This window comes from Streptomyces sp. NPDC006294, from assembly GCF_042870895.1.
GTDB lineage: Bacteria > Actinomycetota > Actinomycetes > Streptomycetales > Streptomycetaceae > Streptomyces.
Genome location: NZ_JBIAHV010000009.1, coordinates 214456 through 228201 on the forward strand (window position 1 = coordinate 214456; position 13746 = coordinate 228201).

Annotated in this window: 9 protein-coding genes; 2 read left to right on the forward strand and 7 right to left on the reverse strand. The window is 66.9% G+C overall.

What is annotated here, in order from left to right; genetic code table 11:
* Positions 1–29: 29 nt before the first annotated feature.
* The 5 genes from ACFYOP_RS18355 to ACFYOP_RS18375 all read right to left on the reverse strand — a co-directional run bounded on the left by ACFYOP_RS18355 (position 30) and on the right by ACFYOP_RS18375 (position 8986).
* Positions 30–734: an Ig-like domain-containing protein gene (locus ACFYOP_RS18355; RefSeq protein WP_356894792.1), complete on the reverse strand. Its 705-nt coding sequence runs from the start codon at positions 732–734 to the stop codon at positions 30–32.
* Positions 735–771: 37 nt separating this feature from the next.
* Positions 772–1578: a rhamnogalacturonan acetylesterase gene (locus ACFYOP_RS18360; protein WP_356894794.1), complete on the reverse strand. Its 807-nt coding sequence runs from the start codon at positions 1576–1578 to the stop codon at positions 772–774.
* Positions 1568–6049, reverse strand: coding sequence for a glycosyltransferase (locus ACFYOP_RS18365; protein WP_356894796.1), 4482 nt, complete (start codon positions 6047–6049; stop codon positions 1568–1570). Before ACFYOP_RS18365 ends, ACFYOP_RS18360 begins: the two co-directional genes overlap by 11 nt.
* Complete coding sequence (locus tag ACFYOP_RS18370) at positions 6046–7260, reverse strand: CDP-alcohol phosphatidyltransferase family protein (RefSeq protein ID WP_356894798.1); 1215 nt, start codon at positions 7258–7260, stop codon at positions 6046–6048. The genes ACFYOP_RS18365 and ACFYOP_RS18370 overlap by 4 nt, the downstream gene beginning before the upstream one ends.
* A gap of 217 nt (positions 7261–7477) precedes the next feature.
* Positions 7478–8986 (reverse strand): hypothetical protein, encoded by a 1509-nt coding sequence (locus ACFYOP_RS18375; protein ID WP_356894800.1) that lies wholly within the window; start codon positions 8984–8986, stop codon positions 7478–7480.
* 362 nt (positions 8987–9348) lie between these two features.
* On the opposite strand from ACFYOP_RS18375, the gene ACFYOP_RS18380 reads away from it, so the two are divergent.
* Positions 9349–10455 (forward strand): LCP family protein, encoded by a 1107-nt coding sequence (locus ACFYOP_RS18380; RefSeq protein ID WP_356894802.1) that lies wholly within the window; start codon positions 9349–9351, stop codon positions 10453–10455.
* 154 nt (positions 10456–10609) lie between these two features.
* Here ACFYOP_RS18380 and galE read toward each other — a convergent pair whose 3' ends face one another.
* Positions 10610–11623, reverse strand: a complete 1014-nt coding sequence (galE, locus tag ACFYOP_RS18385; RefSeq protein WP_356894804.1) for a UDP-glucose 4-epimerase GalE — start codon at positions 11621–11623, stop codon at positions 10610–10612.
* A 116-nt stretch (positions 11624–11739) separates the two neighbouring features.
* Here galE and ACFYOP_RS18390 point away from each other — a divergent pair, with 116 nt between their 5' ends.
* On the forward strand, positions 11740–12126 hold the full coding sequence (locus ACFYOP_RS18390; RefSeq protein ID WP_356894806.1) for an NTP pyrophosphohydrolase: 387 nt from the start codon (positions 11740–11742) through the stop codon (positions 12124–12126).
* A gap of 50 nt (positions 12127–12176) precedes the next feature.
* Here the strand turns inward: ACFYOP_RS18390 and ACFYOP_RS18395 are convergent, their stop codons facing one another.
* A complete protein-coding gene (locus ACFYOP_RS18395) occupies positions 12177–13691 on the reverse strand; it encodes an amino acid permease (RefSeq protein WP_356894808.1) in 1515 nt (504 codons plus the stop codon).
* Positions 13692–13746 lie beyond the last annotated feature (55 nt).

Here is a 13746-nt window from a genome sequence, read left to right on the forward strand (position 1 = left end):
CGGGCACGCGAAGGCGCGGAGACGCTCGCTCAGCCCGCCATGACGCCGGGAGTGCGGCCCAGGTCTCCGACGAAGACCGTGACCTGGCCCTTGACGAGGCGTCCGGAGCCGTCATCGAGTACGTAACTGAACCAGTCGTAACCCGCGTACCCCTGGAACGGGCTGTAGACCACCGTCCCGTCCGGCTCGGCGCTCGTCGCGCCGTGCCGGGCCGGGCCGACGCCGACGAGGCCGGCTCCCGCCGGTAGCCCTTCGGCGAGGTTCTTCACCATGCCGCGGTAGCCCGGCATCACGTCCAGCCGGCGGCCCTGGGGCGGCAGCGGCGCGATGCGGTAGCCCATGTCCTTGAGCGAGAGAGTGGTGGAGGTCAGGCTGGAACCGCCGTGGGCGATGATGCCCGCCCGGAGTTGCGGGATGAAGAACGCGTCGGGCCGGACATTGTCGTGTACCCGGAGCGTGAACTTCGCCAGTCGCTCGACACCTGCATCCGTGGAGGTGGCGTAGCGGTCGCCTGACGGCAACAGGCTCATGCCCGCGACACCTTCTATGGTTGCGACTCTTTCGAACGACTCCACCATGAGATAGCCGTAGTAGCGCGACCCGTCCCCTTCTGGCGTCAGGCGCAGCTCGAAGTCGACCGTGTCACCAGGGCGGACAGGAAGCTCGGGGTCCGCAACGGACGTCAGCTCCAGGTGGCAGACGATGTGCGGGGAACCTTCTTGGATACTGCGCATGCGCGCGACGGTAAATTTCTTCATGACAGCGTCGCTCTCAGTACGTCAGTTCCGTGGTCGCCGCTCGCGTGCGGGTCAGGGCGGCATGCTCTTCGTCGTCGGGCCAGACCACCCACTCCGGTGGGAAGCTCTGGCGATCGAGATTGATGGTCCAGTGCGGAGGGATGATCCGCTGTGCTGCGAGCGAGTAGGCGATATAGCGTGCGCAGGCGATCGCACCAGCAGGAACCATGTGCCCCGGGTCGTGGAAACCCTCCGGGTAGTTGGGGTGCTCCCCCGGCTCCAGGTGAAGGAAGAAGGGGCGAGTCCCTACTGGTCCCAGCTCCGTCCACCAGCGAACGCTCTGGTCGTAAAGATTGACGTACGGGGTGCTCGTCTCGACGGCGAGGTCACGCATGGCCATCGCGTATTCAGTGATCTTCCTGGAGACATTGCCGTGCACGTCATGAGTGTCGTGCTCGTGAGGACTCACCAGGACGGGGTGTGCATTACGTTCCCGGGCGCCGTCAACATACTGACGCAGGTAGTGGCTGAAGGTTCCGTAGGCCTCAGTGCGGAGCCACTCCTCCGGCTTCGCGTCGTTGATGCCGAACGACGTCAACAGGTAATCGCCCGGACGGATGTTCCGCAGAATCCACTCAAGGCGCCCACGCTCGCTGAAAGTGCGTGCGCTGGCACCTGCGCGAGCACAATTGACGAGCTCCACGTCCGGGGTGAGGAAGAAGTTCAGCACCTGGCCCCAGCCGGTCATGGGGGCCTTGCTGCGCTCCCTGGTAACCGCAATGGAATCGCCCGCCAGGAAGATCCTCACCGGCGCACCGCTGTTGTCGGCGTCAAGCAGCACTGCCCCACACTCCTTCGTCACCGCGTGCGGGCACCCACTCCGGGACGACGGGTCCCCGGGGTGCGAGCGCCGAAGCGCCGTCCTTGCCCAGATTGTCGACGGCCTCGAACACCCGGGCGCAGTTCTCCTGGTCGCGGTACGCGAAGAACGTCTCCGCCCGCATCCGGTAGCGGCTGTCGACGGGGAAGCCACGTGCCATCAGGTCGATCACCTCGTCGACGGCCTGGTCCACCGTCCGGCACACCGGACCAAAGCCGTCTCGCTCAAGGTTGAAGTGGCCACGCTTGTAGTGCCGACCGTAGAAGTCGTCCTCGTCGAAGGGGACGTAGACCAGGGGCGTTCCCATGTAGGCCACGTCGAAGAAGACGGAGGAGTAGTCGGTGACCAGCAGCGAACATTCCTTCATTGCCTGCTGGACGTTCCTGCCCTTGGGATCGGCGATCTGTATCGACGGGGAATCGATGTTGAACAGGTGGAGGTGGGGCCGTATCTCGTAGTGCGGGAAAAACTCCAGGTCCACACCGAACCGGTCCAGCGCGGCGAGAAGCCGCGGGTCGCCGAGCAGCGATCGGTAGAAGCGGAAGTACTCGGACTGGTTGAACGGAGTCTTCGCCGGCCCGGACTGCCGCTTGTACGAAGCCGTCACGATCCACTGCCGCCAAGTGGGCATCAGCAGAATCCGCGGCCGGCCGGTACGGTCCTGCTGCAACGCGTCGAACCGGGGGAACCCGGCGAGGGCGGCGCGGTCTCCGTAGCCGGCCTCCACGGCCAGCCAGTTCCGCTCCTGGGGGCTGCTGGTGATGATCAGGTCGTAGCTCGTGACGGCCTGTGCGACGCCGGCCGAGACATCGTTGTAGGTGACTCCGTGCTGGAGGAAGACCCGCTGATACTTGAGCAGTTCGCCGAACCGGTGCAGGAAGAGCACCTTCCGGTACCCCTCCGGAACCAGATACGACTCGGAGTCGTAGGAGCCGATCAGCTTGGTCGCGTGCAGCAGGTAGAGCCGATGCTTCAATGAGTTGAGCTTGAGCACGTGCCCGTACGGCTTCAGCTTCGCGTAGTCGGCTGACGCGCCGTCGATCACGTAGTAGACGTTGCGGCGGCGCTTGTTCTTCCGAACCCACTTGAAGAAGTGGTACGAGTTGTCCTGCGCGGTGTCGGAGCGCTCCCCGATGAGCCAGAGCTCACGGCGGTTGAGCAGTGGGTACGCCAGCCAGTACAGCAGCCGCATCCGCCACCCGGGGTTGCGCTGGCGCATGATCCGCACCTCTCGGGCCGCTCGCCAGAGCTTCTGGCGCACCTTGGCCACCGGCGACTTGCCAACCAGGCGGAAGTGCAGGGAATCCGAGCCGCCGATCGTCAGCATGTAGCGGTGACGGCCCACGCGGCCCGCACCCTTGAACCGGTGGAGCGGCAGCCGGGCCTTCATCACCACGTTTCGCTGGCGTCGCCCGTCGACGCTGTGGACCCGCAGCCGGAAGTCGCCCGGGAGGCACCCTCCTTCGGCGAGCGAGCTCGCCGGTATCTCCGCGTACCAGCCTGCGTAGAGGTCGCGCTCCTTGCGGGAGTTGTAGAGGTCCCTGCGGTACACCTGTCGCAGCGGTACGGCGATCTTGGCTTCGCGGGTCTGATGCACGAACTCGAGCTGATTGACCAGCTCACCGGATATGTCCATGCCGGGGAACGCCATGCAGCCCTCCACTACAAGGACGTCACCGCGGGCGCGTACCGACTCCACGACGACATTGGGGTCCTTGACCCGTGCGACCGAGCTGCCGGTGGCGCCGCCGTCGAAGACCCGGTAGAACCCGTCGTCGTCGATGTGGACCTGACGCGCCGCTTGGGCGGTGATCCGTGTCGGGTCGGCAAAGAGCTCGAAGTTGCCCGTCTTCGCCGCGTAGTGGTCGATCTGCTGCACGGCAGTGGTCGCGTACTCCAGGATCACATCGTCCGGGATGCCGGCGTAGTGGGCGGTCATCTGCGGGAAGATCTCGGCGAGTCTGCCTCTGCCCATGACATTGCGCGCGTTGCAGAGGAAACCCTTGTAGGTGCGCACGACATAGCGCTGGAAGAGCCTCTTGACCGGGCCCGGCGCGTCCTTGGAGACCGAGAGGAGAAACTGGTTCAGCTTGAGGTGGTCCCAGTAATTCTTCGGACGGCTCCAGAGGGAATCCATGATCGAAGTGCCGTCCGGGCGGCCCCGGTAGTAGTAGACAGGCCGGTCCAGGAGGCTGATACGGCGCGCACGGAGCATCGCCGGCAGCGTCACCCACGCGTCCTCGAAGTGGACTCCCTCGCCGAACCGGAGACCGAGTTCCCGCAGCAGCCGAGTGCTGAACAGCTTGTTGCACGCGGATCCGCTGAAGATGAGGTCCGGTGTCTCTGCCAGGTCGGTGACGACTCTGTCACCCTTGCCGAAGTGCTGCTTCCACGGTCCGTAGGGCCGCGCCGGGAAATTGACCAGGTCGCCGATCACGACGTCGGAGGCGTCCCGGCGCGCGGTCTCCAGCATGGCCTGCAGCGCGCCCTCGGCGAGGATGTCGTCCGAGTCGAGGAAGGTGACGTACGGGGCGGTCACCTGGTCGAACCCGTTGTTGCGGGCGTTGCCAAGGCCGCCGTTCTTCTGATGCAGGACGGTGACGTTCGCGTAGAACTGGGCGAAGATATCCAGCAGATACGGAGTCCTGTCTGTCGCGCCGTCGTCGACGAGAATCACCTGGACGGACTCGAAGCCCCGCTGCGCGGCAAGTGACGCCAGGCAGTCGTGGAGGTACTTCTCCACGTTGTAGCAAGGGACGACGACGGCGAGGTCGTACCGGCCGTCGGATGCGCTGGTGGGGTCGCTGGGCCGTCCGCGCCACCACATCCACGGCGCCTTGGGATCGCTCTGCAGCGACTCGAAGCTCGCGGCCGTCCTGGCATGGCGGAAGGCGAGGTTGCCGCTGACCGTGCGGTACGCCTCGATCCGGGAGCCGCCCGCAGTCAGGGCCAGGTCCACGAGATTCAGGTCGCGTACGTTCAGTGCCGACTTGGAACGGGTGCCCTTCCAGTCCACGACGACGCTGACGTTCCACACCGTGGCGTCATCGGTGTCGCCGTCGAACGGACCCTTCAGATCCATCTCCGCGCTGAACGGAATGATCCGCTCGTCGACGGAGAATCCCTTGATCTCGGCCGTGGTCTCCTGCTTCGTGCGCCGGTTCCTGACCGCGAGCCGCAGGGTGGGCTGGTCGTCCGCCGTGATACGACCGAAGCGATTCACCAGCTCTGCGTCGAGCTTCAGCACACCGTCTTCCATACGGCAGCTGTTCAGTTGCGCAAACAGCGGCATCCGGGAGATCGGCGTGGCGTCCAGACCGAGTTCCGTCACGTCGAGCAGGCGCCGGGCCTTCGGCAGATGCAAGTGGTCGACCGACCAGTAGACCCGCCCCTCGTCCTCTACGAGATGCGAGGAGACGACACTGTGCCGCTGTGCGTAGTCGAGGGTCGTGAGAGCCGCCTCGACGTCCTGGTACATCAGGAAGAAGGCACGGACCCGGTCGACCGGGCCGCACATGTCGAACGCGTCGTCCGCGATCTGTGCCAGATAGCCGCTCGCCACCTCGGCGAACCCCTGCTGGAACTCGGCGTCGCCCTGCGCGAGAGCCTTCATATACAGGCGGAGATCGTGCGCGAGGAACTTCGCGTCCTTCTGCACCTTCAGATCCCACAGGCCACGCTCGAGCAGGAAGTCGTCCGTGGCCCTGTGCACGGCGACCCGGTCCAGGATGCTGCGTAGCTCGCCGGTCCGACCTGTGATCGAGGACCCTTCCCGCTCCCACATCCAGCGGTAGACGGGCTCGGTGATCACGGTGATCCCGTTGGCCGAGCAACCCGCCACCGTGGAGAAGTACGTGTCCTCGTAGAAGACACCTTCGGGGAAGTAGACCCCCTGATCACGCAGAAAGTCCGTGCGATACAGCTTGGCAGCCGCGATCGGGTCGAAGAGCATCTGCGGGAAGTCCTGCAAACTCTGCACGGTCCGGGCCATGGCGTAGATCTCCGGCGCCCACGGCTCGGTGTCCCCGGTCTCCTTGTTCACCCGGACGGCCCGACCGGCGGTGATGTCGCTGCCCGTTTCAAGGGCACTCGCCAGCAGCAACTCGACCGCGCGCGGAGGGAGCTCGTCGTCGGCATCCAGAAACATGACGTAACTGCCCGAGGCCCCGACGATACCGTCGTTGCGGGGCGCGCCCACACCGCCGCTGTTCTCGGCACGTCGCAGAACACGGACCCTCGGGTCGCTGGCCGCGAAATCCGTCACGACCTCGAGGGTGCCGTCCGTGGACGCGTCGTCGACGATGAGGACTTCCACGTGCTCGTGGGTCTGGCTCCTCGCAGAGGTCACGGCCCGGCCCACGGTGGTCGCCGCGTTGTACGCGGGCACGACCACAGTCACCCAGATGTCGTCCGTGTCGTAGTCGTAGGTCATCGTCCGAGTCCTTCTGTGCCGGCCGGAGTGTGTGCGTCACTCGGGGGCCACGGGTCCTGCCGGGCGCTCTGATGCGGGTGGGGATCGAGCTGCCGCACGGGAAGGCGGAGCAGCTGCATGGTCTCCCGCACATCCGCGGGCGAGTCGCCGTACGGCTCCGGATAGGGCTGGAAGCCGGGATCCTCGTACGACTCCAGATCGGACAGCAGCCTCTGCGACGGCTCGGCCTCCGACACCTGCGCACCCTTACGTCGATGCCGCCCCGCGTGCAGATGCGGGGCGATGGTGCCGGCCGTCGACGGCTCGATGGTCAGTCGTTCGACGGTGCGCGTGAAGTCCCGGGTCGACAGCCAGAACTTGAACATGATCACGAGCTCGAAGAGGCCCAGCAGCACCGCGGAAACCGCCGTCGTCCACAGGATGCGGTTGACCAGGGGCCCGACGATGAATATGAACATCTGGAACTCGATGCCGCTGATGAGGTGCGGCCGGATACGGCTCTTGAAAAGTGCGTGCCGCACGCGTGAGTACCAGGGGAACCGGTTCCTGAACTGGGCGTGGAGGTCGACGACGGCGACATCCGTGACGACCTTGTCCTTGACGACATCGGCCTCCATGCCCGGGTTCTCGCGCAGGAGGTCTTCCATGAAGACGACCTTCTGGTCCTCCTCGGCGACGCCCTCGGCGGCCTGCCGCTGGAGGGTGAGCTTCTCGATCTTGGTACGCATGGACATGCGCATCTTGTAGATCTGGAGCGCGTCGACGTACCGGAGCATGTCCAGGAACACCACGACCAGTGCCGCAAGCAGGAACATCTCACTGCCTGTACGGAGGAACTGGCCGCCCATCAGTGCGAGCGCGCAGAACAGCACCCTGATGCGGTCGAAGACGTAGTCGAGCCATCCGCCGAAGACCGAGCCGTTGCCCTTGAGGCGTGCGAGCTTGCCGTCGATGCAGTCGAGAATGAAGCTGACGTGATAGAGGCCGGCGCCGATGGCGAGCGACGCGTAGTCGCCCTTGAGGAAGAAGACCGCAGAACCGAGACCGACGAAGAGGGCCGCCCACGTCACACGGTTGGGGGTCACAAAGTTGAATCGGGCGAGCCAGCACACCAGTCGGGTGGCCACCGGATCAACCAGCAGGACGGTCCACCATGCGTCACGCTTCTTGCATGTGAGCTTCTGGACAGCCCTCAGTGACAGCTTGTGCATGACCCCTCAGTCTTGGAACACACGGTACGGCGGTCTTGGCTGGGCCCCTTCGACCTTCGTGCCGCGCGAGATGGGGCTGCACACCCTGTGCGCGCACAACATTCACTTGTGGTTCACATAAGGTGCCAGAGGACCTTAACAAGTGGTTCATCTTTACACGGCCGCCAGTTGATGACGATCATGTATCGAAAGCTGGAGGACCTGCTCCTGGCCCCGGTCAGAGACTGTCCCACGCTGTGAACTCCAGCCCCTCACTGCAGAGTTGCTGCCGGCAGATCCGAACGCGCCCGTCGGCGCCGAGTGTGGCGATCACCACACGGCCCTGAGCGTCGAACGTCGCCGCAGGCGGAACGAGCGAGCGGTCCCCCGACTCGGACCACCACACCCCGAGGTCCGGGCGCCCGTCCGCATGAGCGCCGATCGCACACGCCCCCGTACCACCGGAGCGGATCAGGACCGTGTACCCCCAGCCCTGCACGTCAGCCCCGGCAAGGCCCATGACCTGGCCCGCCCCGTCTGCGCCACCCAACCCCAACGGCGTCCGGCCGCCCGGCTGCCACAGGCAGATCTCATTTGTCCGAGCGTACCGGTAACGCACTGCCCGCACTTCTGGTGCCGCCGAGAGGCTACCCGGAAGCGGACTGACCGGAACAGCACGGTCCTCGCTCCACTCGCCGCCCGGAACGGGCAGCTCCCAGCGCACGGCGGCAACCGAGTCGCGGGCTCTGGCGAAGAGTTCCACACCACCGTTCCATCCCTGGTAGGCGACTGCTTCGTCAGCGACGCGCAACCCGCTCAGATGCTTCCACGGGGTCCACTTGCCGGAGGACGGGTCCTGGCTGCGGGTGCTCAGACTGTGCCCGAAGTTCCGCACGAACACATGGAGCCGGCCCTCCCCGTCGAGCACCGCCACCGGGAAGCCGACTTCACGGCCCCTCGCCCAGTCCCCCGCGTTCGGGTTCCCGAGCGAATGCCAGGGTCCGATCGGGCGCCCGGTCTGGTACTGGATGGCGCAGACCACATCGACGTCGAAGTCGCCGTCCGTTCGCTCCCGCCGGCGCAGCGCGAAGAGCCGCGTATAGCCGTCCGCGTCCTGGACCACCGTGAGGCCCGGCATCAGCCGGGGGCCTTCCAGCAGTTCGGGTCCGCTCCACCCGGAGCCTGTCGCCCCCTCCGTCCAGCGGACGACTCCGGCCGCGGAGGGAAGGTACGCGGATATCCTGCCGTCCTTGGCCCGCACCAGCCACCGAGCCGGAGTCGGGTAGCGGCTCGCGGCACCCTGTTCCGGCCTGCCGTCGGTCCCCTCGCGGCGGCACTCCACGAATACGGGCGTTCCGTAAGCCAGTTGGTGCTCGCGTGCCGCCTTCAGCGCCGCCCGCGCCGCGCTGCCGCGCCGTAGCGCGGACTCGTTGATCACGACCATGCTCTTCTCACGGTCGAAGGAATCGTGGACGGGGTCGGGGTCGTGGGTGCGCAGGCGTGTGGGCCGGATCTCACGCAGGGCTTCGCGGATGAGGCGGGGCGCGCTCCGCTCATCGGCCTCGATGACGCAGGGGTCCTCCGGAATCCGGCAACCCCGCGCCCTGATGGCGGACAACTCGGCACGAAGCATGTCCAGATCACCGGAATCGCCGGACCGCAGGCAGACAATGTGGACAACCGCGTCCCCGTGCTCGGCCTCGAGCAACGACACCGCGTCCGCCGGGGTGGCCGCGACGACCGCCACTCCGCCGTTGTGAAGCGGTTCCGCACGCCGCGTGCCACGACCGTCTCTCCGCGCCATGCTCCTGCCAGCCCTCTCCACTTTGGAACCGAGAATTCCGCCCGCTCTCGGCAGTACGAAGATATGCGCTCTCCCCGTGAGCGAAAAATCTGTCTATAGTGCTCAAGATCCGGCTGATCATTGCAGCTGACGCTCACGCTCGCCAGCAATGAACTTCGCCACACCTGGCGCTCCGGGTCCGTTGATCCATTCGGAACCTCCTCGCAGGCAGCGCCCTGCGTCCGCACTGGCCCACGCCCAGGGGGATTCCGAGACGTATCAGTGACTTCACTGACCGGCCCGGGGCTCACGAGGGAACAGACAGCATGACGAGTGACACCACCACGCGCAGCGATCGACGCAGGTCCAAGGGCATCGAGGGAGAGCAGGGCGAGGGCCGCAAGAAGCAGCGCACCCGGGGACAGCGTATCCGCAGGGCGATCCTGTGGACGTTGCTGGTCGTGGTGCTCGCTACGGCCGGCACCGGCTACTGGCTCTACAGCCGCCTCGACGACAACATCGAGTCGTTCGACATCGACGACGCCGTCAACGGCGAACGCCCCGAGAAGCTCGCCACCGGCGCCCGGGACATCCTTGTCCTCGGTTCCGACTCCCGCTCGGGAGACAACAAGGACCTGGCCGGAGGCAACGTCGGCGGGACCGCCCGCTCGGACACCGCGATGGTGGTCCATATACCGGAAGGCCGGCAGAAGGCCGTCGCCATCAGCATTCCTCGCGACACCCTGGTGTCCCGTCCCGAATGCACCAAGAAGGACGGCACCAAGCTCCCGGCCGCCGAGCGGGTCATGTTCAACTCCGTGTACACCAGCGCCGGTCCGGGCTGTGTGATCAATACCGTGGAAAAGATGTCCGGCGTCCGGATCGACCACTACATGGAGATCGACTTCTCCGGGTTCAAGGAACTGGTCGACGCCATCGGCGGAGTGACCGTCACCGTCGACCAACCGATTCGCGACAAGGAGTCCGGCCTCGACCTCACGGCCGGGTCCCACAAGCTCGACGGCACCGAGTCACTGGCATTCGTCCGGACCCGGCACGGCATCGGCGACGGCAGCGACCTGGGCCGGATCGGCCTGCAGCAGGAGTTCATGATCGCGCTGCTCAAGGAGGTCAAGTCGCAGGACCTGCTGGGCAGCCCCGCCAAGTCGTTCAAGATCGCGGACTCCCTCACCCAGTCGCTGACGACCGACTCCGGACTCGACTCACTGACGAAGCTTGCCGAGTTCGCGCGCAGCATGGACGGTGTCAACCCCGCTTCAATGGAAACCGTCATGCTCCCGGTCGCCTACGACAAGATCGACCCGAATCGGGTCGTGGCCGCCGAGCCGCAGGCGACGGAGTTGTGGAAGGCCATCCGCAACGACTCCGAGATCCCCGCCTCCGCGAAGAAGTCGCCCGCCACCGGGGGCTGACGAGACACCCGTCCGGCATCCGGCGTACGGCGGCATCGGGGACTCAACGTGCCGGGCGCAGACAGTGACTTCTGCGCCCGGTACCCGGCTCTCCGGAATTGGGCTTCCCGTTGAGGTGCGGCCTCGGGCGTGTCCCTTTCCCGAAGCCGTCGCTTCATCGCGGCGGGGTGGCGGTGGCCGCGGTACGCCGCGCCCCCGGGTACCGGAGGCACCAGCCGTCCCATGCCGAGACGACCATGTCACGCAACTCATGCCGCGCCGACCAGCCGAGTTCGTCGCGGATCCGGTCCGCGGACGCCACCACCTTCGCGGGGTCGCCCGGTCGGCGTGGCGCGACGACGGGCTCCGCCGCAGGTCCGTAGCCGGTGACCTCGCCGATCAGCCGTATCATCTCCCGGACGGAAACACCCGTGCCCCGGCCGATGTTGACGGTGATGTCGCTGCCCGGAGCCCGGTCGGCGAGGACCCGGGCGGCCGCCACGTGTGCGGACGCGATGTCGTCGACATGGATGAAGTCCCTCACGCATGTGCCGTCTCCGGTCGCGTAATCGTCGCCGAACACAACAGGGGCGGACCCCTCGGTGAGCTTCTCGAAGACCATCGGGATCAGGTTGAACACCCCGGTGTCCGCCAGCCGGGGCGAGGCCGCGCCGGCAACGTTGAAGTAACGCAGTGACGCGGTGGACAGACCGTGTGCCCTGCCGGCGGCGCGCACCATCCACTCCCCGACCAGCTTCGTCTCGCCGTAGGGGTTGATCGGTGCGCACGGCGTGTCCTCCGTGACGAGGTCGACGTCAGGAAGACCGTAGACCGCCGCGGAGGAGGAGAAGAGGAAACGCCGTACCCCGCCGTCGACGACCGCGTCCAGGACGGTCTGGAGGCCCTGGACGTTCTCCCGGTAGTAGTGGAGCGGCCGCTCCACGGATTCGCCGACCTGTTTCTTGGCGGCGAGGTGCACGAGGCCGACGACACCGTGCTCCCGGATCGCCCGGCGAAGCGCGTCCCCGTCGAGAATCGAGGCCCGCACGAGCGGCACCTCCGCCGGCAGTCGGTCGGTGGAGCCGGTCGACAAATCGTCGTAGACGACTACGCGTTCGTTCGCCCCGAGCATCGACCGGACGACATGCGCCCCAATGAAACCGGCACCACCGGTGATCAACCACGTCATGCGCACGAGTGTACGGGGGCGTGTGCCCTTCATTGCCGCAGGTCACCGCAGTGTGGCAGCGCCGATCTGCCTCAGCACAGGCCGCGTCCCGCCCCGCCACCTGCCACCCTGACCCCATGGACAGTCTCCCCGTGCTCCTCGTCGTCGACGGCGCCAATGTCGTCGGTTCCGTGCCCGACAAATGGTGGCGTGACCGGCGGGGGGCCGCCGAGCGGTTGCGGGACGGGCTGGTGGGGGTGGCGCGGGACGGGGTGGAGGGGTGGCCCGGGCCGCTGGAGGTGGTGCTCGTGGTGGAGGGCGCGGCCCGGGGCGTGGCGTCCGTGCCGGAGGTGGCGGTGGAGTCCGCGGCCGGGAGCGGTGACGACAGGATCGTTCAGGTCGTGGAGGCGGCGGCGGGCCGGGAGTGCGTCGTCGCCACCGCCGACCGGGAGCTGCGGCGGCGCGTCGAGGCGTACGGCGCGCGGTGCGTGGGCCCGCGTACCGTACGGCGGCCGGCGGTCTAGGCACTGTTTCTCGGATCATTTGGCTCCGCACACGATCCGAGAAACAGTGCCTAATACTTCGCGTCGGGGCCCGTGCGGCCGAGGCGGCTGTGGCCGCGGCCGTAGAGCGCGTACACGACGAGGCCGAGCGCCATCCAGACGGCGAAGCGGAACCAGGTCTCGCCGGGCAGGTTGAGCATCAGCCACACCGAGGCGGCGACCGACAGGATCGGCACCAGCGGCACCAGCGGGGTGCGGAACGCGCGGTGCAGATCGGGGCGGGTACGGCGCAGGATGATCACGCCGAGGGCGACGACGACGAACGCGAAGAGCGTGCCGATGTTCACCAGGGTCGCCAGCTCGTTGATGCTGGTGAAGCCGGCGACGACGGCGATGATCACACCGAGCAGGATGGTCGGCCGGTACGGGGTGCGGAACCGCGGGTGGGTCTTGGAGAAGAACCGCGGCAGCAGACCGTCGCGGCTCATGGCGAAGAACACCCGGGTCTGGCCGAGGAGCAGGATCATGCACACCGTGGTCAGACCGACGGCGGCGCCGAAGCTGATGACGCCGGCGAAGAACGGCTTGCCGACGGACTTGAAGGCGTCGGCGAGCGGGGCGCTGGTCGACAGCTCGGTGTAGTGCTGCATGCCGGTCACCACGAGGGAGACGGCGACGTAGAGCACGGTGCAGATCAGCAGCGACCCGAGGATGCCGCGCGGCATGTCGCGCTGCGGCACCTTGGTCTCCTCTGCGGCGGTCGCCACCACGTCGAAGCCGATGAAGGCGAAGAAGACGACGGACGCGGCCGTGAAGATGCCCATGACGCCGAAGTTGGTGGGCTCGTAGCCGAAGAGCAGCTGGACCAGGGGCGCGTCCCAGCCGGAGCCCTCGGTCTGGCCACGGGACTCGGGGATGAACGGGTCGTAGTTGGCGGCCTTGACGAAGAACAGGCCCGCCACGATCACGATGAGCACGACGCCGACCTTGATGGCCACGACGACCGCGGTGATCCGTGCGGAGAGCTTCATGCCCACGACGAGTACGGCGGTCAGCGCGAGGATGAGCAGGAACGCCAGGAGGTCGAAGGCGCCGCCGTCCACGTCGGGGCCCTGCAGCGCCGCGGGCAGATGCCAGTCGACGTTGTCCATCAGCGAGCGCACATAGCCGGACCAGCCGACCGCGACGACCGCGGTGCCGAGCGCGAACTCCAGCACCAGGTCCCAGCCGATGATCCAGGCGGGCAGTTCGCCGAGCGAGGCGTACGAGAAGGTGTACGCGGAGCCGGCCACCGGGACGGTCGAGGCGAACTCGGCGTAGCAGAGGGCGGCGAGGGCGCAGACCACACCGGCGGCGACGAACGCGAGCGCGGTGGCGGGGCCGGCGGTCTCCTTGGCGACCTTGCCGGTGAGGACGAAGATCCCGGTGCCGATGATGACGCCCACGCCGAAGACCGTGAGGTCCAGCGCCGAGAGCGACTTCTTGAGCGCGTGCTCCGGTTCCTCCGTGTCCCTGATCGACTGCTCGATCGACTTGGTACGGAGGACGCCGCTCCCGCCGCCCGCGGGGTCTGTCTCTGTACTCACCGCTGTACCTCCACGCTCGTCGTCCCGACCATGATCGGGAGGCCGGGTGGCCGGT

Coding starts and splice junctions, on each gene's coding strand:
- ACFYOP_RS18355 (WP_356894792.1), bottom strand. CDS start 734: ATGCGCAGTATCCAAGAAGGTTCCCCGCACATCGTCTGCCACCTGGAG.
- ACFYOP_RS18365 (WP_356894796.1), bottom strand. CDS start 6,049: ATGACCTACGACTACGACACGGACGACATCTGGGTGACTGTGGTCGTG.
- ACFYOP_RS18370 (WP_356894798.1), bottom strand. CDS start 7,260: ATGCACAAGCTGTCACTGAGGGCTGTCCAGAAGCTCACATGCAAGAAG.
- ACFYOP_RS18380 (WP_356894802.1), top strand. CDS start 9,349: ATGACGAGTGACACCACCACGCGCAGCGATCGACGCAGGTCCAAGGGC.
- galE (WP_356894804.1), bottom strand. CDS start 11,623: ATGACGTGGTTGATCACCGGTGGTGCCGGTTTCATTGGGGCGCATGTC.
- ACFYOP_RS18390 (WP_356894806.1), top strand. CDS start 11,740: ATGGACAGTCTCCCCGTGCTCCTCGTCGTCGACGGCGCCAATGTCGTC.